This is a genomic window from Embleya sp. NPDC025285 (genome assembly GCF_055558835.1).
This window is the reverse complement of the sequence record NZ_JBVHLU010000038.1, coordinates 42,829-60,593: the sequence shown is the minus strand read 5'-3', so window position 1 is coordinate 60,593 and position 17,765 is coordinate 42,829. Positions and strand designations below refer to the sequence as shown.

The following is a 17,765-nucleotide window of genomic DNA, read 5'->3' as shown; positions in this document are numbered from 1 at the left end:
TCGTGAACGAGCGATCCGCAGCGGAGCCCAAGGACGGGCTGTCGCCGCTGCTGCGGCCGGTGCGCGCGGGCAACGGTTTCGAGGAGGCGTTGGAGCAGATCCTCCAGGTGATCCGGCTGGGACTGGTCTCCGACGGCGGCCGGCTGCCCGCCGAACGCGACCTCGCCGACCGGCTCGGGGTCAGCCGGGTCACCTTGCGCGAAGTGCTCAAGGTGCTGGCCGACCAGGGCATCGTGGAGAGCCGCCGGGGCCGCTACGGCGGCACCTTCGTACGCGAGCGCCCGAACCCGGTCGGCGACGGTTCGGCCGCCGAGCTGCGGCGCCGGATCGCGAAGGTGGACGTGGAGGACACCTTGCGCTTTCGCGAGGTGCTGGAGGTGGGCGCGGCCGGGCTGTGCGCGGCGCAGGGCCTGGATCAGGCGCAGGCCGCGCGGTTGCGGGCGGCGCTGGCCCACACCCGGGACGCGCCGCTGGCGGAGTACCGGCGGCGGGACACGCTGCTGCATCTGACGCTGGCCCAGTTGTGCGGCTCGCCGACCCTGGCCGGCCAGTACGCGGCGGTCCGGGCCACGGTGAACGACCTGCTGGACTGCATCCCGCTGCTGGTGCGCAACCTGGAGCACTCGCAGCACCAGCACACCGCGCTGGTCGAGGCGATCCTGGACGGCGACCCGGACGCGGCGGCCGAGGTGATGCGCGAACACTGCGCGGGAACCGCCGCGCTGCTGCGCGGATTTCTGGCCTGAGCCGTCCGCGCCGGCGACCCTCGACGGGCCCTCGGCGGGCCCGAGCGCGAACACGGGCCCGAAAAGACATCCGCCCGGAAACCTTGCGCCGTGTCGACCCGAGGAGCAAAGGTATGCGCTCGAACCAATAATTCTCCCTCCCCTCCCTCCCGTCAGGAGTGGCTCGTGGTCGACGACATCCAAGCGCGCACGAAGCAGGGCAGCGGCGGCGCGTCCGCCGAGGCGGAGAACTACCTGGAGAAGCGGGCGCTGCGCCGCGGCAGCGCGGGCTGGCTCCTGCTCACCGGTCTGGGTGTGGCGTACGTCGTCTCCGGCGACTTCTCCGGCTGGAACTTCGGCCTGGCCGAGGCCGGCTTCGGCGGCCTGGCGATCGCCGCCGCCCTGATGGGCCTGATGTACACGTGCATGGTGTTCTCGCTGGCCGAACTGTCCTCGATCCTGCCCGCCGCCGGCGGCGGCTACGGTTTCGCCCGCCGCGCGCTCGGCACCTGGGGCGGCTTCCTGACCGGCACCGCGATCCTGATCGAGTACGTGCTTGCGCCCGCCGCGATCGTCATCTTCATCGGCGACTACGTCGAGTCCCTGAACCTGTTCGGCCTGACCTCGTCCTGGCCGGTCTACCTCGCCTGTTTCGTCGTCTTCATCGGCATCCACCTGTGGGGCGTCGGCGAGGCGCTGCGGTTCAGCTTCGTGGTCACCGGAATAGCGGTGGCCGCGCTGCTCATCTTCGCGGTCGGCGCCTTCACCGAATTCGACGCCGGCGGGCTCAACGACATCCCGGTCGACCACGACGCGCTCGGCGCCAATTCCTGGCTTCCGTTCGGCCTGCTCGGCATCTGGTCCGCGTTCCCGTTCGGGATGTGGTTCTTCCTGGGTGTGGAGGGTGTGCCGCTGGCCGCCGAGGAGACCAAGGACCCGGCCCGCACGCTGCCCAGGGCGATGAGCCTGTCGATCGGCGTGCTGCTGCTCCTGGCCGTGCTCACCTTCCTGGCCGCGACCGGCGCGCACGGCTCCAGTGCGGTCCAGGAGGCGGGCAACCCGCTGGTCACCGCGCTCCAGGGCGACGGCGACCCGACCCCGCTGAGCCGCTTCGTGAACTACGCGGGCCTGGCCGGACTGGTCGCCTCGTTCTTCTCGCTGATCTACGCCGGGTCCCGGCAGTTGTTCGCACTGTCCCGGGCCGGCTACCTGCCCCGCTTCCTGTCCCTGACCAGCCGACGCAAGGCCCCCTACCTCGGCCTGCTGGTGCCCGGCGCGCTGGGCTTCGCACTGGCCGCGTGGAGCGGGGACGGTGCCCGGATGCTGAACATCGCGGTGTTCGGCGCGACCATCTCCTACGCGCTGATGTCGCTGTCGCACATCGTGCTGCGCCGCCGCGAGCCCGACCTGCCCCGGCCGTACCGCACCCCCGGTGGTGTCGCCACCTCCTCGGTGGCGTTCGTGCTGGCCTGCTCGGCGCTGGCGGCGACGTTCCTGGTGGACAAGCGGGCGGCGTTCATCGCGCTGGGCGTCTACGCCGTCGCACTCGCCTACTTCGCCTTCTACAGCCGGCATCATCTGGTGGCGAACGCCCCCGAGGAAGAGTTCGCCGCACTGGCCGCGGCCGAGGCCGAACTCGGCCGGGACTGACCCCGCCACCCTCCACCCGCACCGACGCCGCGACCTTGAGGAACCGAGCGACCCCCCATGCCCAAACCACTGATCGGTATCAGCACCTACCACGAGGAATCCGTGCGATGGGGGGTGTGGCACCTGCCCGCCGTGTTGCTCCCCATGGACTACCCGACCCACATCCAACGTGCCGGCGGCCTGGCGGTGATGTTGCCGCCGGACGTCCCGGAGGCCGCCGCCGAGACGGTGGCCCGGGTGGACGCGGTGGTGATCGCGGGTGGTCCGGACGTACGGTCCACCCGCTACGGCGCCGAGCCCCATCCGCGCACCGGTCCCCCGAACGAGGCCCGGGACGTGTGGGAGAGCGCGTTGATCGAGGCCGCGCTGGCCTCGAATACACCACTCCTGGCGATCTGTCGCGGCATGCAACTGCTGAACGTGGTGCTGGGCGGCACCCTGTGCCAGCACCTGCCGGACGTGGTCGGCCACGACGGGCACACCGGCCCGCCCGGCCGACTCTCCGCGCATGTCGTCGCGCCGATCCCGGGCACGCTGTTCGCCTCGCTCGGGGCCGAACCGTACGAGGTACCCACCTACCACCATCAGGGTGTGGAGCGACTCGGTCGCGGCCTGGTGCCCGGTGCCCGGGCCGAGGACGGCATCGTCGAGGCGGTGGAACTCCCGGGCGACACCTTCGTCCTGGGCGTCCAGTGGCATCCCGAGTCCGGGACGGACGACCGGGTGGCCCGCGCCCTGATCGCCGCCGCCCGCCGGCCCCGCCTGGTCCCGACCCCGGCCGCCTGAGGTCCGCGCGCGACGGCCGCGTCGCATCCAAGGCGGCCGTCGCGCGATGGGTGCCACCGCTCAACAGATCCGGGGCAGTTGCTCGCCGATCGGCATGTCCAACACCCGCGTTCCGCCCAATCCGGTACGAGCCACCACCATTCCCGGATGGGCCTCGACGCACTCGCCGATCACCGCCGCCCCCGCACCCAGGGGATGCGCCCGCATCGCGGCGAGCACCGCGTCGGCGTGCTCGCGGGGCACGAAGGCGACCAGCTTGCCCTCGTTGGCCACATACAGCGGGTCCAGGCCCAGGATCGCGCACGCGTTGGCCACCTGGGGCGGCACCGGGACGTCGCGTTCGGCGATCTCCACGCCGACCCGGGCCGCCGCGGCGATCTCGTTGAGCGCCGCGCCCAGGCCGCCCCGGGTGGGATCGCGGAGCACGTGCAGGTCCGGGGTGACCGCCAGCATGGCCTCGACCAGCCCGCCCAGCGCGGCGCAGTCGCTGCGGATCTCGACGTCGAATTCCAGGCCCTCGCGCACGCTCATCACGGCCACCCCGTGGACGCCGATGTCGCCGCTGACGATCACCACGTCGCCCGGGGCGGCGCGCTGCGGGCGCAGATCGACGCCGGCCGGGACCAGGCCGATCCCGGCGGTGTTGAGGTAGATGCCGTCCCCGTGCCCGGCCTCGACGACCTTGGTGTCGCCGGTGGCGATCTCGACTCCGGCGGCGCGGGCCGCGCCGCCGAGCGCCTGGGCGACCCGGGCGACGACCGCCGTCTCCACGCCCTCCTCCAGGATGAACCCGACGGACAGATAGGCCGCCTTGGCGCCGCTCATGGCCAGATCGTTGACCGTCCCGTTGACCGCGAGCTCGCCGATGTTCCCGCCGGGGAAGAACAGCGGGCGGACCACGAACGAGTCGGTGGAGAAAGCCAGTCGGGCTCCGCCGAGGGTGACCACCGCGGAGTCGGTGAGCGAGGCGAGCAGGGGTCCGCCGAACGCGGGCGCGAAGACGTGCTCGACGAGTTCGGCGGACAGCGCGCCGCCGCCGCCGTGCCCGGTCACGATCCGCGGATGGTCGCGCAACGGGGCCGGACAGGTCCACCCGGAGAAGTCCGGCGCGGCAGGCGCATCGGGCATCGCGACCGGGGCGGACCCGGTGACCGGGGCGAGGTCGGTGAGCTCAGACAACGGGGGTCGCCTCCCGGGGCACGGTGCCGGCGGCGTCGAGCCGGCGGTAGAGGTAGTAGGCGGCACACGCGCCCTCGCTGGAGACCATGGTGGCGCCGAGCGGATTGCGCGGCGTGCAGGTGGTGCCGAACGCCGCGCACTCGTTGGGCTTGAGCAGGCCCTGCAACACCTCGCCGCTGCGGCACTCGGCCGGTTCCACGGTTTCGATCCCGGTCACATCGAAGCGGTACTCGGCGTCGTGGTCGCGATAGCGCGAGGACAACCGCCACCCGCTGTCCGGGATCACCCCGATGCCGCGCCAGGCCCGGTCGGTCACCTCGAACACGTCGGCCAGCATGGCCTTCGCGGCGGGGTTGCCCTGCGCCCGCACCGCCCGGGCGTACGCGTTGTCCACCGTGTGCCGGCCCCGCTCGAGCTGGTGGACCGTACGCCGGATGCCCTCCAGGATGTCCAACGGCTCGAATCCGGTGACCACGATCGGCACCCGATACCGCTCGGCCAACTCCGGGTACTCCTCCACACCCATCACGCTGCACACGTGACCGGCCGCCAGGAAGCCCTGCACCCGGCAGTCGGGCGAATTCATGATCGCCTCGATCGCCGGCGGCACCCGCACGTGCGACACCAGCAGGCTGAAGTTGCGGATGCCCAGCCGCCTGGCCTGATACACCGTCATCGCGTTGGGCGGCGCGGTGGTCTCGAAGCCGATGCCGAAGAACACCACCTCGCGGTCGGGGTTGTCCCGGGCGATCGCGAGCGCGTCCAGCGGCGAGTAGACCACCCGCACGTCGCCGCCCTCGCCGCGCACCCGGAACAGGTCGCGATCGGTGCCCGGCACCCGCAACATGTCGCCGAACGAGCAGAAGATCACCCCCGGGCGGGCCGCGATGGCCAGCGCCTTGTCGATCACCTCAAGCGGCGTCACACACACCGGGCAGCCCGGCCCGTGAATCAACTCCACTTCGGGAGGCAGCAGTTGGTCGATACCGTGGCGGATGATGGTGTGCGTCTGCCCGCCGCAGACCTCCATGATCGACCACGGCCGGGTCACCGTGGCCCGGATCTCGTCCAGCAGTCGGCGACCGACCTCCGGATTGCTGAATTCCTCCAGGTACTTCACCGCCGGACCTCCTTCGACACACCACCGGGAATCGGGTCGGGAACAACCACCGGCTCGGGCCGGACGAACTCCCCCGACGCCGCGCCGGCCGCCTCCCAGGGGTCGCCGAACTCCTCCTGGAGCAGCCCCATCTCGTCGAACAGGGCAAGCGTGCGCAGGGCCGACTCCTCGTCCAGCCGTTGCAGCGCGAAGCCCACGTGCACAATGGCGTACTCGCCCACCCTCAGGTCGGGCACGTACTCCAGGCACACCTCCTTGACCACGCCGCCGAAGTCGACGAGGCCCATCCGGGTTCCGTCCCGTTCCTCGATCTTCGTCACCCTGCCGGGCACCGCCAGGCACATCGGTCTCTCCTCGTCATCCGACAACGACCGCGGCCCGCGGGCCGTCCACTCGTGGGTCTGCGGGCGCCCGTCACGGGCCGCCCGTCCCGCTCGGCACCCGCCGACCCGCCCCGACCAGGACTTGGCCCAACGCCAGCCCGCCGTCGTTCGGCGGCACCAGGCGATGCCGCAGCACGGTGAAGTCCCGTGCGCGCAGCGCCCGTCCGCAGGCCGAGGACAGGATCGCGTTGGTGAACACGCCGCCGGTGAGCGCGACCGGCGTCGGCCCGTGCCGCTCACGCGTGTGCTCGGCCACCGCGACCACCAGGTCGACGACCGCGTGGTGAAAGCGCGCCGCGAGCAGTTCCGGGTCGCAACCGGCGCGGAGGTCGGCGATCGCCGCCGCGAACACCGGGCCCGGGTCGGCGATCAGCGGATCACCCTCACCGTCCCCAGGGAGCAGCGCGAACGTGTACCCGGGGACCGGGCCGGGCCGCCGAACGGCCGCGCCCTCCAACTCGATCGCCGCCTGCGCCTCGTAGCCGGCCAGGTGACAGACGCCGATCAGCGACGCGAACGCGTCGAAGAGCCGGCCCATGCTGGACGTGGGCACGCAGTTCAGGTCGCGTTCGAGTTGGCGCGCCAGCACCCGGCGTTCCTCGTCGGATCCGGCCCGCACACAGGGCAGATCGTCCGCCCACTCGATCCCGGCGGCGTGCAGGTGCGCCAGCGCCATCCGATACGGCCGGGCCACCGCGGCGTCGCCGCCGGCCAGCGGCGCGTAGCGCAGGTGCGCCACCCGGTGGAAGCCGGCGTAGTCCGCGAGCAGGAACTCGCCGCCCCACACCGCGCCGTCTTCCCCGTAGCCGGTCCCGTCGAAGGCGACGCCCAACACCGGCGCGGCGCCGTCCGCGCCGTGTTCGGCCATCGCGGCGGCGATGTGCGCGTGATGGTGCTGGACCAGCCGCACCGGCCGCCGGGCCGCGGTGCGCCGGGCCCAGCCGGTGGACCGATAGCCCGGATGGCGATCGGCGACCAGCACGTCGGGACGCACGCCGGTGATCGCGCCCAGGTGCCCGACCGCGTGCTCGAACGCACGTTGCGTGCCCAGGTCGTCCATGTCGCCGACATGCCCGGACAACCACGCCTCGCGGCCCTCGGCCAGCGCGAACGTGTTCTTCAGGTCCCCGCCGACCGCGAGCGTCGCGGGCACCGCCAGCGGCAGCCGAATCGGCAGCGGGGCCCAGCCCCGAGAGCGCCGGACGAACAGGGGTTCGCCGTCCACGACCCGCACCACCGAGTCGTCCAGCGGCACCCGGATCGGTCGGTCGTGGGTGAGCCAGCCGTCCGCCAGCGGCGCGAGCCGGGTCAGCGCCTCGGCGTCCTCGGTCACGATCGGCTCGCCGGCCGCGTTGCCGCTGGTGAGCACGAGCAGGCGCGGCCCGAGCCGGTCGTCGAGCAGTCCCAGGAGCAGGTGGTGCACAGGCGTGTACGGCAACATGAAGCCCAGGTCGGGGCAGCGCGGGGCGATCGCCTCCGGCAGCGCGGCCCGGGCCGCCCTACGGCGCCGGAGCAGCACGATCGGCCGGGCGGCGCCGGTGAGCAACTCCCGTTCCGCGTCCGTGATCTCGGCGTACGGCTCGATCTCGGCGAGGGTGCGGGCCAGCAACGCGAAGGGTTTGTCGCCGCGTCCCTTGCGCTCGCGCAGCCGCGACACCGCGTCCTGGTCGGCCGCGTCGCAGGCCAGGTGGTACCCGCCGATGCCCTTGACCGCCAGGATCGCCCCTTCGGCGAGCATCCGGCGGGCCTCGTCCAGGGTGCCGAAGCCGATCGGCGCCCCGTCGGCGTCGACCAGGGACAACCGGGGGCCGCAGGCGTGGCACGCGATGGGTTGCGCGTGGAAGCGCCGATCGCCGGGATCGCCGTACTCCCGGGCGCAGTCCGGGCACATCGGGAAGTCGGCCATCGTGGTGTGCGCCCGGTCGTAGGGCAGCGCGGTGACGATGGTGAAGCGTGGACCGCAGTCGGTGCACGTGATGAACGGGTGCAGGTGCCGGCGATCCGCGGGGTCCTCGAGTTCGGCCAGGCAGCGATCACACGTGGCGACATCCGGCGGGATCCGGGTACGGTGCGCGGCGCCCGGCTCGGGTGGCACGGACGCCACGATCGTGAACCCGGTGTCGCCGCCGATCGCGAGTTCCTCGTGGGTGATCGACTCGACCGAGGCCAGCGCCGGTGCGTCCGTGTCGATCCGCCGGCAGAACGCGGCCACCTCGGCGGACCCGCCCTCGACCTCGACGAGCACGCCCGCACCGGTGTTGGTGACATGTCCGGCCAGGCCCAACTCGGTGGCCAGCGTGTAGACGAACGGCCGAAAGCCCACGCCCTGTACGGTGCCGCGCACGATGATCCGGCGCCGCTGCGCGACCTCGGGCGGTCGGCCGGTGGTCAAGACGACTCCCGCACCGGAGCCGACCGCGGGTCGATCCCGTGCGTGTGGACATGGGCGCGTACGCCCTCGGGCGAGTGGGCATGGGAATGCCCGGGCTCGTGCGGGTGGGCGTGCCGGTGCCCGTGACCGGACTCGTTCTCCGACTCGCTCCCGGGCGATCCGTGCGCGTGGGTGTGCGCGTGGGTGTGCCCGTCGGCCGCGTGCCGCGCCATCACCGGCGTGTGCACCGCCGCACCGTCGAGCACCGCGACCGCGCGCGTCAACAGATCCCCCACCCCGCGACCGGTCCTGGCCGAGGTGAACAACACCTCGACCCCGGGGTTCACCTGCCGGACGTTGGCCAGGAAGGCGCCCTCGTCGAACTCCACCGCCTCGGCGAGGTCGATCTTGGTCACCACCACCAGGTTCGCCAGACCGAACGCGGACGGATACTTGAGCGGCTTGTCCTCCCCCTCGGTGACCGACGCGAGCGCGACCCGCAGGCTCTCGCCCAGGTCGTAGGAGGCCGGGCAAACCAGATTGCCGACGTTCTCGACGAACAGCAGCCGCGTCCTCGCCGGCAACCAGCCGGCGAGTTGTCGACGCAACATCGCCGCCTCCAGGTGGCACAACCCGTCCGTGAGGATCTGCTTGACCGGCGCGCCGGCCCGGGCCAACCGGGTCGCGTCGTTGTCGGTGGCCAGGTCGGCGGTCAACGCCGCCACCGACACCCCGCGTTCGCCGGCCAGCCGCAGTTCGGCCTCCAGCAGGGCGGTCTTGCCGCTGCCGGGACTGGAAAGCAGGTTGACCGCGATCACCCCGCGCGCGGCCAGTTCGGCGCGCAGGTCGCTCGCGCCGCGATCGTTGTGAGCGAGTACGGCCTGCCGCAACTCGTCGACTCGGCACATGACGGTTCAACCCTTCTGAGTGGCCTCGGCGTATCCGACGTCCTCGACCGGATCGGCCCAGCACACGTCGACGATCTGCAACTCCCGTCCACACAACAGCTCGGCGGTCGCGCCCGCACACGTGGGGCAGCACAGGTCCGGCGGCATGCCCACCGCCCACTCGACGGCGCACCCCGCGCAGCGGGCCCGGCCCGGGACGCTCTCGACCACCAACTCCGCGTCGCGCAGCACCGTCTCGACCCGCGCGACCTCGAAGGCGAAGGCCAGCGCGTCGGGAACCACCCCGGCGAGTTCGCCGACCCGCAGCCGGACGGTCAGCGCGGCGCGCTCACCGCCGCGCGCCGCCGCCGCCTCGACCTGCTCGATGACGGCCAGCGCAATCGACATCTCGTGCATCGGCCCTCTCCCGGGTTCGACGTCCACCACTGGGAGCCCACCGACTCGACGAGCCCACGCTCCATTACAGGCACCACCGGCGACGCGTCCCGGCACCCACGCCGTGTACGACGCCGCGCGTACGCCATTCGCCCTAGCGCGCCGGGCTCCGCCCCGGGACCCGTCGCTGAACGGGCTACATGGAACGCATCCGCACGTAGCGCAGGATGTCCGCTCGATTCGCGAGCACGACAAGCCCGAACAGGGCCACTCCGCCGATCAGAATCCTTCGCATGCCGGCACCTCTCCAGGCTCGGGACCGCGCGCCGCGTCCACGGCGGCGGGTCGGACATCGACCGCATCCGGCGCGTTCGGCGCGCCGGTCGGTGGTTCCAGGGGCGTCTGCCCGCGCAGCACCCGCAGGATCAGCGCGACCGCCTCGTCCACTGCGGCCGCGACCGGTGGACTCAGGCCCAGGCGCTCGTCCAGGTCGGCGGGTTCGCAGCCCACCACCAGCACCCGGCGCGGCGGCGTCCCGCCGGTACCCGCGCTCAGCGTGCCCAGCAGCGCGAGCACCGCGTCGGGCCCCATCCGGTGGCCGTCCAGCAGGGCCGCCCCGGGTTCGACCGATCCCGGTACGGCGGCCTCGATCAGGTACACCGTGCCCGGTGCGCCGCCGCGCGCGGTGGCGTCCACCAGGATCAACGTCTCGTAGCCTTCCAGGAGTTGGTAGGCCAGATGCACGCCGCGTACGCCGAAGTCGACCACCTCGGCGCCGGCCGGCAGCGGGTGCCCGGCCAGCCTGGCGACGGTCTCCACCCCGAAGCCGTCGTCGCCGAGGAAGATGTTGCCGACTCCGGCGACGAGCACCCGTTCGACGCGGTCGGCCGGCGGGCCCTGGCCGGTCACGCGTCCTCCAGGAGGGTGAGTTCGTCCGGTTGGAAGTACAGGAACCGGCCCTGGGCCCGCCGGATGTCCGCGCCGGGGTCGCCGTCCACGATCACCGCGAGATGCACCGCGCCGTCCACGTCGTGCAGCACCGCCTCGACCAGCGCGTCCCGACCGTGCAGGAACAGGTCCTGGGCGTCGGTACGGCGCGGCCCCGGTCGCAGCCGCACCCGACTGCCGGCACCGATCGAGCGCCCGTCCACCAGCACCCGATCCGCGGCGGGATCGAACCCGGCGTCGCTCGCCGGATCCCACCAGGGCCGGTCGGTACCCGGCTCGCCCGACTCGCCCTGTTCACCCGGCACCCCCGGTTCGATCAGGGTCGTCGGCCCGCTCGCCCCGCTCGGCCCGGTGTTCTCCCGCAGCGCCCGCACCGTGCCGTGCAGCCGATCCCACACCTCCGGGGGCAGCGAGTCGACCAGGTCCACGGCGGCGCCCGCGCGGGCGTCGGTGCCACGGGCCTCGCGCTTCTCCCGCTCGGTCAGTGCCGAGGTGCGCAGCGCGAGGATCTCGTCGATCTCGGTCGCGTCGTAGAGCGCGCCCGGGCTCTCCGGGGCCACCTGCGGGTGATCCTCCAGGATGATCGGCGAGGACAACACCACGTCGTCCCGCTCCCCCACCAGCACCGGCCAGGTCCGCAGGTTGGCACACGACGCGGCGGCGCCCGTGGCCCATTCCGGCGGGTCGGTCATGGACAGGAAGGAGCCGGTGTCCAGACCCAGCAGCACATGCGCCGACACCAGCGCGTACGGCAGCGCGGCGTCCCGGTCGACACCCGGATCCGGCTTCCACCCACTGGTGTTCGCCACCTCGACGGTCAGCTTGAGGGTGCGGTACGGGCCGGGAATCTCGGTGGTCCGCACCCGGATCTCCCCCTCGATCCGTGCCCGCCGGCGGACCAGCCGCCCACACACACGGCCGTCGAGTTCGACGTCCTCGGTCTCCTGGTGCTCGGCCCGATCGAACGGCAGGACCAGCCCGGCCCCGGCGGACGCCGCGACGGGGAGCACGAGTTCGACCCGTTCCTCGACGCCCTCGTCCCACGGGACGAGCACCCGATCCGGCAGCTCCAGCGCGTCCACCGCCGCGAACCCGCCGTCGGGCCCGACCTGTTGCACCGTGCGCCGCTGGGCGTGCAGGAAGCGCAGCTCGATCGAGAGGTTCGCGTCCGCACGCGGTTCGATCAGACACTCCGTGCGCTGGTCGTGGTGCTCGCCGCTGCCCTGCCCCCAGGCGGGCGGCACCAGCACGCCGAACTGCCAGCGCATGCGATTCTTGGCGGCCGAGGCCCGGTACGGATAGAGCACGTAGCCCTCGAACAGCACGGCGTCGGCGATCTGTCGCGCGGCGGCGAACCGCTCCTGGATCGCGAGTCCGAACAGCGTCATGGCACTCTCTCCTCGGTGGGGCCGGTCCGGTCCGACCCGCCGGTGCGGTTGCCCGGAACGCCGAGCACCCGATCGGCCGCGGTGGCCGGTTCCGCGGTCGCCAGCAGCGCCCGCATCGTGGCCTCCCAGGAGGGCAGCGCGTGCCGGGCCCGATAGGCGAGCAGCGCGTCCATCGCCTCGCGCGGCAGTCGCAGCCAGCCGCAGCCGGGGAAGTGCTGCTCGACCATCTCCCGCCACACCGTGACCGGCATCCGGTAGGCGGCCTCCTTGTGCCAGGGCACCGGCTCCACCCGGAAACCGCCCGGGCCGGTGAACGCGGTTCCGGAGAAGAGCATCAGCAACGGCACCTCTCCCTCGCCCAGCGCGTGGAAGTAGCGGGACGAGGCGATGTCCATGTCGTAGGTGCACGGCACCACCAGGTCCACCTCGGTCTCCGCGGTGAAGCCCGGCACGGTCAACGCCACCTGGGCGAACTCGATCGGGTGGAGCGTGCCGCCCCAGCGGGAACGCTCCCCGAACAGCACGCCCAGCCGGTCGCCTTCGGCCGTCCCGTAGCGGCGCCGGGCCGGTTCGATCCGCAATTGCACGCGCAACGCGAGCGCGTGCACCCGGGCCTGCTCGGCGGCGGTGATCCGCAGCCGGAAGACCAGGGTGGGCCCCGCCGCGTAGCCGTCCGCGCGCACGCCGACGCAGGAGAAGTCCAGTTCGGTCACGGCGCGTCGTCCCTTCCCGGCACCCGCGCACGCGAGCGCACGTCGGCGAGGAACGCGGCCAGGTCCTCGCGGGCCTCGGCGCCGCCGTCGAAGCCCCGCCAGCGCAGTCGCATGCGACCGACCAGCTCGTAGCAGACGTCGATCGGGACCAGGAAGCACTCGCTCTCGTCGTCCGTGCGGCGCAGCAGCAGCGCCTCGACGTCGGGGCGCAGCAGTCCGGCGAGCCGGCTCTCGCCGAGCACCGCCTGCCACTGCTCGGGGTCCAGGTCGCTCTCGGTGGCGCCGGCCGGGCTCGGGTAGAGCGCGATCAGCCGGTCGAGCGCGGCGTTGCGCAGGAAGAAGGCCAGGCCGACCGGGATCTGCAGGGCGTCCCAGGCGCCGTCGTCCAGGCTGTGCTCGGGGTCGACGAGGTAGCGCTCGGGCACCGCCCGATAGCGACCGCCGGCCGCGCCGCGCCGCTCGAACAACATCGCGCAGCCCCGGCAGGCGCAGGCCAGGACCCGCGCGTCGGTGTCGACGAGATGGCGGTGTCCGGCGCCGACCTCCTGGGCGCACAGCTCGCAACGTTCCGGCTGTGGCCCGGTGGGGCGCCGGAATCGGCGCAGCCCACCCGCCGGCCGCACGGTCGTCGGGGGTGGCGCGCTCACCGTGCGGCCCGAGCCGGATCGGCCGGTCGGATGCCGATCTGGAGCAGCGCGGGTTCGGGCGGCGCGGCCGGGATCTCCTCGATCTCGATCCGCTCGATCTCGGGCGCGCAGCCGGCCAGGAGGCCTTCCACGCCCTCGCGCGAACCCTGGGCGCCCCCGCTCGCGCATCCACAGCCGCCGCTCGCGGCGGCGATCCGCAGCCGCACGGTCCGGCTGTGTTCGTCGTAGTCGAGGAGTTCGGCCCGGTGTTCGGGGTGCGCCGCGAGGCCGCGCGCGACGCGGGTGGGCGTGTCGTCGGGGTGCAGGTCGTGCAGGACGAGCAGGGTGGTGACCAGTTCGTCGTCGAGCACGCCGCGCCGATCCGCGTCGGCGTCGCGCAACAGCGCGGCCAGTCGGGCCAGACCGGCGCCGTAGAAGTCCATCAGGGCGCGGACCAGTTCCTCGGCCCCGGCGCGAACGCCCGGGTCGGCGCCGTCGTCCAGGCGGGTGAGGATCTCCTCGACCCGCAGTCCGGTCTGCTCGGCGTTCATCCGCTCAGCCCGCTCAGCCCGGTGGGTACGTGCAGCTTCTGCAGTGTCTTGCCGTCGCCGAGGTACATGTGCACGCCGCACGGCAGACAGGGGTCGAAGCTGCGCACGGCCCGCATGATGTCGATGCCCTTGAAGTTCTCCGGGGAGTTCTCCTCGAAGATCGGCGTGTTCTGCACCGCGTCCTCGTACGGCCCGGGGGTGCCCAGGGTGTCGCGGACACTGGCGTTCCACGGAGTGGGCGGATACGGGTGGTAGTTGGCGATCTTCCCGTCCCTGATCACCATGTGGTGCGAGAGCACCCCGCGCACGGCCTCGGTGAAGCCGACACCGACCGCCTGGTCGGGCACCTCGAACTTCTCCCACGTCTTGGTCCGGCCCGAGCGCACCTCCTCGAGCGCCTTCTCGGCGAAGTACACCGCCATGGCGGCCATGTACGCCTGGAAGTAGGTGCGCGCCCGGTTCCGCTCAAGGGCGTTGCTCCACTGTGGGATCTTCCACTCGAAGGTGGTCTCCGGCTTGGTCATCGACTTGGGCAGGTTGATCACCACGCTGTGCCCGGTGGCCTTGACGAAGCCGGTGTCGACCAGGCCGTTGAGCGCGGTGGACCACAGCCGGGCAAGCGGGCCGCCGCCGGTGTCCAGGGCCAGGTAGTCGGTACCGTCGAACCAGCGCGGCGACATCACCCAGCTGTAGTTGCCCTCGAAGTCCCGCTTCTGCGGTGCGGGGATGGTGTGTTGGTTCCACGGGTGGCGCGGGTCGACCGGGTTGCCCAGCGGGTCGTGCGTGACGAACTGCTCCTGGCCTTCCCAGTCCTGGTAGTAGGAGCTGCCGAGCAGGATCCGGATGCCCAGGTTGATCTCGGTCAGGTCGTTGGTGATCAGCTTGCCGTCGACCACGACGCCGGGGCTGACGTACATCCGCCGGCCCCAGTCGGTCATGTTGCGGTAGGTGAAGTCGCAGTGGTCGGGGTCGTTGAGCGCGCCCCAGCAACCGAGCAACACCCGCCGCCGGCCCACCTCTTCGTAGCCGGGCAGGGCGGTGTAGAAGAAGTCGAAGAGGTCGTCGTGCAGCGGGACCACGCGCTTCATGAACTCGACGTAGCGCATCAGTCGGGACAGGTAGTCCGTGAACAACTGGACCGAGGCGACGGTGCCCACCCCGCCCGGGTAGAGCGTGGAGGGGTGTACGTGCCGGCCCTCCATCAGGCAGAACATCTCCCGGGTGTAGCGGCTGACCGCCAGCGCCTCGCGGTAGAACTCGCCCTCGATCGGGTTGAGCGAGCGCATGATGTCGGCGATGGTGCGGTAGCCGTGTTCGGCGGCGTGCGGCGCCTCGGTGCGTTCGGCCAAATCCAGCACGCCGGGGTTGGTCTCGCGGACCATGCGCTCGCAGTAGTCCACCCCGACCAGGTTCTCCTGGAAGATGTTGTGGTCGAACATGTACTCGGCGGCCTCACCGAGGTTGATGATCCACTCGGCCAGGTGCGGCGGCTTCACGCCGTAGGCCATGTTCTGCGCGTACACCGAGCAGGTGGCGTGGTTGTCGCCGCAGATGCCGCAGATCCGGCTGGTGATGAAGTGCGCGTCGCGGGGGTCCTTGCCGCGCATGAACACGCTGTAGCCGCGGAAGACCGACGAGGTGCTGTAACACTCGGCGACCCGTTTCTGCTTGAAGTCGATCTTGGTGTGGATGCCCAGACTGCCGACGATCCGGGTGATCGGATCCCAGGACATCTCGGTCAGGCCGCTGCCATCGGCGGCCGTCTTGGTCGAGGGTGCCATCGTGTGTCGTGCCCTTCTGCGGTGGGGACGGCGGCACGCGTGAGGTCGGCCGCGGGGTCGGGAACTGCGCGAAGGCGATCCGCTCACCTGGGCGGGCGGTAGCCGGTGGTGAGCTCACGACCGGTGTGGCGCCACTTGGGTTCCTTGTCCACGGTCTTCGCGGTGATCGAGCGCAGCTTGCGGATCACCAGGCCGTACGCGCCGCTGGCGACCGAGGAGACCTTGCCGCCGGGCGGTTCGTCCATGAACGGCATGAACTTGTCCGGGAAGCCGGGCATCGTGCACGCGATGCAGATGCCACCGACGTTCGGGCAACCGCCGACACCGTTGATCCAGCCGCGCTTGGGCACGTTGCACTTGACCACCGGGCCCCAGCAGCCCAGCTTCACCAGGCACAGCGGCGAGCCGTACTCGTCGGCGAACTGGCCCTGTTCGTAGTAGCCGCCGCGGTCGCAGCCCTCGTGCACGGTGGCGCCGAACAGCCAGGTCGGACGCAGCTTGTCGTCCAGCGGGATCATCGGCGCGGACCCGGCGAGTTGGTAGAGCAGGTAGGTCAGCGTCTCGGCGAAGTTGTCCGGCTGGATCGGGCAGCCGGGCACGCACACGATCGGCAGGCCCGCCTTGGACTTCCAGTCCCAGCCCAGGTAGTCGGGTACGCCCATCGCACCGGTGGGGTTGCCGGCCATCGCGTGGATGCCGCCGTACGTCGCACAGGTACCGATCGCCACCACACCGGTGGCCTTGGGCGCGAGGCGGTCCAACCATTCGCTGGTGGTGATCGGCTGGCCGGTGGCCGGGTCGTCGCCGAATCCGCTCCAGTAGCCTTCGGCCTTGATCGACTCGTTCGGGATGGATCCCTCGACCACCAGCACGAACGGCTCGAGTTCGCCCCGTTCGGCCTTGAAGAACCATTCGATGAAGGTGTCCGCGCCCTGGACCGGTCCGCACTCGAAGTCGATCAGCGGCCAGTGCACGGCGATCGGCGGCAGTCCGGGCAGGGCACCGGTGACGATCTCCTCGATCGACGGCTGCATCGCGGCGGTCAGCGCGACGGAGTCGCCGTCGCAGCTGAGACCGGCGTTGATCCAGAGGATATGAATCGGGGTCGGTTCTTCGACCGGCTTGGCGGCGGTCGAGCTCTCGGCGGGGTTCCCGGACGTGGCGCGCATGAGGACGCCTCCTCGAAAGGTTATGAATCCGACATAACGGACTCCTGAACCTTCCTATCAGCCCGGCACGTGACGCGCCTCACATTCGGTCCGTTCGGGCGAGTCGCGTCGCGCCCACTCCGCGGTCGATGAGTCGGTCCGCGTGCGTCCGTTCGGCCTGTTCGGGCGAGTCGTGCCACGTCGTCCCGCGGTGGCGGGCGGGACCCCCGGCGGGCGACGTGCGGCCCGGCCCGGGTCAGGGCGCCTGCGACTCCGGCGCCGGGTGGTTGGAGAGGGCCGAGTCGGCGGAGAGGGCCGAGTCGGCGGAAGAGGCCGGGGCCGCCGTCGGGCGGTAGCGGGCCAGGAACATGTCCACGCCGCCGGTGATCAGCCGCTCGGTCAGATCCGCGTCGGGCACGGCGCCGGAGGAGCCGAAGGCGATGTGTGGCATCAGCACCAGGCCGGAGAGTTGGATCGCGGCCAACGGCACGTCGTCGATCGCGAGTTCGCCGCGCTCGACGAGTTCCTCCAGGGCCGTGCGGACCACCACGTGGAAACGATCCGGTCCCGACTCGCGCCAGGTGCGTCCCAGTTCGGGCAGGCGCGGCATCGAGCCCATCACCACATTGTGCAGGGTGAGCACCTCCGGCGTGGCGTGGCCCGCCACCCACGCCTCACAGATGGCCACCAGGTCGGCCCGGACGTCGGTGGAGGATCCGAGCCGCTCCTCGATCAGGCGGGTCGACTCCGCCAGGGCGCGGTCCAGGATCTCGCCGACGATCGCCGTGAACAGGGCTTCCTTGTTGCCGAAGTGGTTGTAGACGGTCACCTTCGCGACACCCGCCTCGGCGGCGATGGTGTCCATGCCCACCTGGTAGCCCTCGCGCAGGAAGGCCTCAGTGGCCGCGTCCAGGATCGCCGCGCGCTTGCGCGCGGCCCGATCACCCGAGGGAATGCGCTTGGGGGTCTGCTCGGCTGCCCACACGTGGCGTCTCCGTTCGTCGCGCGCAGTCTAACGAGTGCGAACCGAACCGCTCGGCTCATCAAAACCATACCGTTTGGTTCAACCGAACCGCACCGTTGAGTTCATCTGAACTGCACTGTATGGTTCAG

18 protein-coding genes are annotated in these 17,765 nt (G+C 71.7%); 3 read left to right on the top strand and 15 right to left on the bottom strand.

Annotated elements, in window-relative coordinates; all coding sequences use genetic code 11:
• Window positions 1-2 precede the first annotated feature (2 nt).
• The 3 genes from ACZ4FV_RS25235 to ACZ4FV_RS25225 all read left to right on the top strand — a co-directional run bounded on the left by ACZ4FV_RS25235 (window position 3) and on the right by ACZ4FV_RS25225 (window position 3,161).
• Entirely contained in the window at window positions 3-746 is a 744-nt protein-coding gene (locus ACZ4FV_RS25235; protein ID WP_395873191.1) for a FadR/GntR family transcriptional regulator, read from the top strand.
• A gap of 177 nt (window positions 747-923) precedes the next feature.
• Window positions 924-2,375, top strand: coding sequence for an ethanolamine permease (eat, locus tag ACZ4FV_RS25230; protein WP_395873246.1), 1,452 nt, complete (start codon window positions 924-926; stop codon window positions 2,373-2,375).
• A 57-nt stretch (window positions 2,376-2,432) separates the two neighbouring features.
• Entirely contained in the window at window positions 2,433-3,161 is a 729-nt protein-coding gene (locus tag ACZ4FV_RS25225) for a gamma-glutamyl-gamma-aminobutyrate hydrolase family protein (protein WP_465323287.1), read from the top strand.
• 60 nt (window positions 3,162-3,221) lie between these two features.
• On the opposite strand, the gene hypE is transcribed toward ACZ4FV_RS25225, so the two are convergent.
• The 15 genes from hypE to ACZ4FV_RS25150 form a co-directional block, all read right to left on the bottom strand.
• Window positions 3,222-4,289, bottom strand: a complete 1,068-nt coding sequence (gene hypE / locus ACZ4FV_RS25220; protein ID WP_395873245.1) for a hydrogenase expression/formation protein HypE — start codon at window positions 4,287-4,289, stop codon at window positions 3,222-3,224.
• A 43-nt stretch (window positions 4,290-4,332) separates the two neighbouring features.
• Window positions 4,333-5,460, bottom strand: a complete 1,128-nt coding sequence (gene hypD / locus ACZ4FV_RS25215; RefSeq protein WP_465323286.1) for a hydrogenase formation protein HypD — start codon at window positions 5,458-5,460, stop codon at window positions 4,333-4,335.
• Complete coding sequence (locus ACZ4FV_RS25210; protein ID WP_395873188.1) at window positions 5,457-5,804, bottom strand: HypC/HybG/HupF family hydrogenase formation chaperone; 348 nt, start codon at window positions 5,802-5,804, stop codon at window positions 5,457-5,459. The genes hypD and ACZ4FV_RS25210 overlap by 4 nt, the downstream gene beginning before the upstream one ends.
• Before the next feature lie 70 nt (window positions 5,805-5,874).
• Window positions 5,875-8,235: a carbamoyltransferase HypF gene (gene hypF, locus ACZ4FV_RS25205; protein ID WP_402240334.1), complete on the bottom strand. Its 2,361-nt coding sequence runs from the start codon at window positions 8,233-8,235 to the stop codon at window positions 5,875-5,877.
• On the bottom strand, window positions 8,232-9,122 hold the full coding sequence (hypB, locus tag ACZ4FV_RS25200) for a hydrogenase nickel incorporation protein HypB (RefSeq protein WP_402240336.1): 891 nt from the start codon (window positions 9,120-9,122) through the stop codon (window positions 8,232-8,234). The genes hypF and hypB overlap by 4 nt, the downstream gene beginning before the upstream one ends.
• A 6-nt stretch (window positions 9,123-9,128) precedes the next feature.
• Window positions 9,129-9,518, bottom strand: a complete 390-nt coding sequence (locus ACZ4FV_RS25195; protein WP_465323285.1) for a hydrogenase maturation nickel metallochaperone HypA/HybF — start codon at window positions 9,516-9,518, stop codon at window positions 9,129-9,131.
• 175 nt (window positions 9,519-9,693) lie between these two features.
• The gene (locus ACZ4FV_RS25190; RefSeq protein ID WP_395873184.1) at window positions 9,694-9,792 is read right to left on the bottom strand and encodes a DUF6893 family small protein; all 99 of its coding nucleotides are present in this window, start codon (window positions 9,790-9,792) and stop codon (window positions 9,694-9,696) included.
• Complete coding sequence (locus ACZ4FV_RS25185) at window positions 9,777-10,406, bottom strand: hydrogenase maturation protease (RefSeq protein ID WP_395873183.1); 630 nt, start codon at window positions 10,404-10,406, stop codon at window positions 9,777-9,779. The genes ACZ4FV_RS25190 and ACZ4FV_RS25185 overlap by 16 nt, the downstream gene beginning before the upstream one ends.
• Complete coding sequence (locus ACZ4FV_RS25180; protein WP_402240342.1) at window positions 10,403-11,833, bottom strand: hypothetical protein; 1,431 nt, start codon at window positions 11,831-11,833, stop codon at window positions 10,403-10,405. Before ACZ4FV_RS25180 ends, ACZ4FV_RS25185 begins: the two co-directional genes overlap by 4 nt.
• On the bottom strand, window positions 11,830-12,546 hold the full coding sequence (locus ACZ4FV_RS25175; RefSeq protein ID WP_395873181.1) for a DUF6084 family protein: 717 nt from the start codon (window positions 12,544-12,546) through the stop codon (window positions 11,830-11,832). Before ACZ4FV_RS25175 ends, ACZ4FV_RS25180 begins: the two co-directional genes overlap by 4 nt.
• On the bottom strand, window positions 12,543-13,193 hold the full coding sequence (locus ACZ4FV_RS25170) for a DUF5947 family protein (RefSeq protein ID WP_395873180.1): 651 nt from the start codon (window positions 13,191-13,193) through the stop codon (window positions 12,543-12,545). The genes ACZ4FV_RS25175 and ACZ4FV_RS25170 overlap by 4 nt, the downstream gene beginning before the upstream one ends.
• The gene (locus tag ACZ4FV_RS25165; RefSeq protein ID WP_402240344.1) at window positions 13,190-13,723 is read right to left on the bottom strand and encodes a hypothetical protein; all 534 of its coding nucleotides are present in this window, start codon (window positions 13,721-13,723) and stop codon (window positions 13,190-13,192) included. Before ACZ4FV_RS25165 ends, ACZ4FV_RS25170 begins: the two co-directional genes overlap by 4 nt.
• Window positions 13,720-15,504 carry a nickel-dependent hydrogenase large subunit gene (locus tag ACZ4FV_RS25160; protein WP_395873177.1) on the bottom strand — a complete coding sequence of 595 codons (1,785 nt, stop codon included), beginning with the start codon at window positions 15,502-15,504 and terminating at the stop codon, window positions 13,720-13,722. The genes ACZ4FV_RS25165 and ACZ4FV_RS25160 overlap by 4 nt, the downstream gene beginning before the upstream one ends.
• An 83-nt stretch (window positions 15,505-15,587) precedes the next feature.
• A complete protein-coding gene (locus ACZ4FV_RS25155; RefSeq protein ID WP_395873176.1) occupies window positions 15,588-16,673 on the bottom strand; it encodes an NADH-quinone oxidoreductase subunit B family protein in 1,086 nt (361 codons plus the stop codon).
• 235 nt (window positions 16,674-16,908) lie between these two features.
• Window positions 16,909-17,637 carry a TetR/AcrR family transcriptional regulator gene (locus ACZ4FV_RS25150; RefSeq protein ID WP_465323284.1) on the bottom strand — a complete coding sequence of 243 codons (729 nt, stop codon included), beginning with the start codon at window positions 17,635-17,637 and terminating at the stop codon, window positions 16,909-16,911.
• Window positions 17,638-17,765 lie beyond the last annotated feature (128 nt).

What these genes read in the sequence shown, in the direction of transcription:
- hypE (WP_395873245.1), bottom strand. Translation starts at nt 4,289, where the DNA reads ATGCCCGATGCGCCTGCCGCGCCGGACTTCTCCGGGTGGACCTGTCCG.
- ACZ4FV_RS25210 (WP_395873188.1), bottom strand. Translation starts at nt 5,804, where the DNA reads ATGTGCCTGGCGGTGCCCGGCAGGGTGACGAAGATCGAGGAACGGGAC.
- ACZ4FV_RS25180 (WP_402240342.1), bottom strand. Translation starts at nt 11,833, where the DNA reads ATGACGCTGTTCGGACTCGCGATCCAGGAGCGGTTCGCCGCCGCGCGA.
- hypB (WP_402240336.1), bottom strand. Translation starts at nt 9,122, where the DNA reads ATGTGCCGAGTCGACGAGTTGCGGCAGGCCGTACTCGCTCACAACGAT.
- ACZ4FV_RS25190 (WP_395873184.1), bottom strand. Translation starts at nt 9,792, where the DNA reads ATGCGAAGGATTCTGATCGGCGGAGTGGCCCTGTTCGGGCTTGTCGTG.
- ACZ4FV_RS25225 (WP_465323287.1), top strand. Translation starts at nt 2,433, where the DNA reads ATGCCCAAACCACTGATCGGTATCAGCACCTACCACGAGGAATCCGTG.
- ACZ4FV_RS25195 (WP_465323285.1), bottom strand. Translation starts at nt 9,518, where the DNA reads ATGCACGAGATGTCGATTGCGCTGGCCGTCATCGAGCAGGTCGAGGCG.
- ACZ4FV_RS25160 (WP_395873177.1), bottom strand. Translation starts at nt 15,504, where the DNA reads ATGGCACCCTCGACCAAGACGGCCGCCGATGGCAGCGGCCTGACCGAG.
- ACZ4FV_RS25155 (WP_395873176.1), bottom strand. Translation starts at nt 16,673, where the DNA reads ATGCGCGCCACGTCCGGGAACCCCGCCGAGAGCTCGACCGCCGCCAAG.
- ACZ4FV_RS25165 (WP_402240344.1), bottom strand. Translation starts at nt 13,723, where the DNA reads ATGAACGCCGAGCAGACCGGACTGCGGGTCGAGGAGATCCTCACCCGC.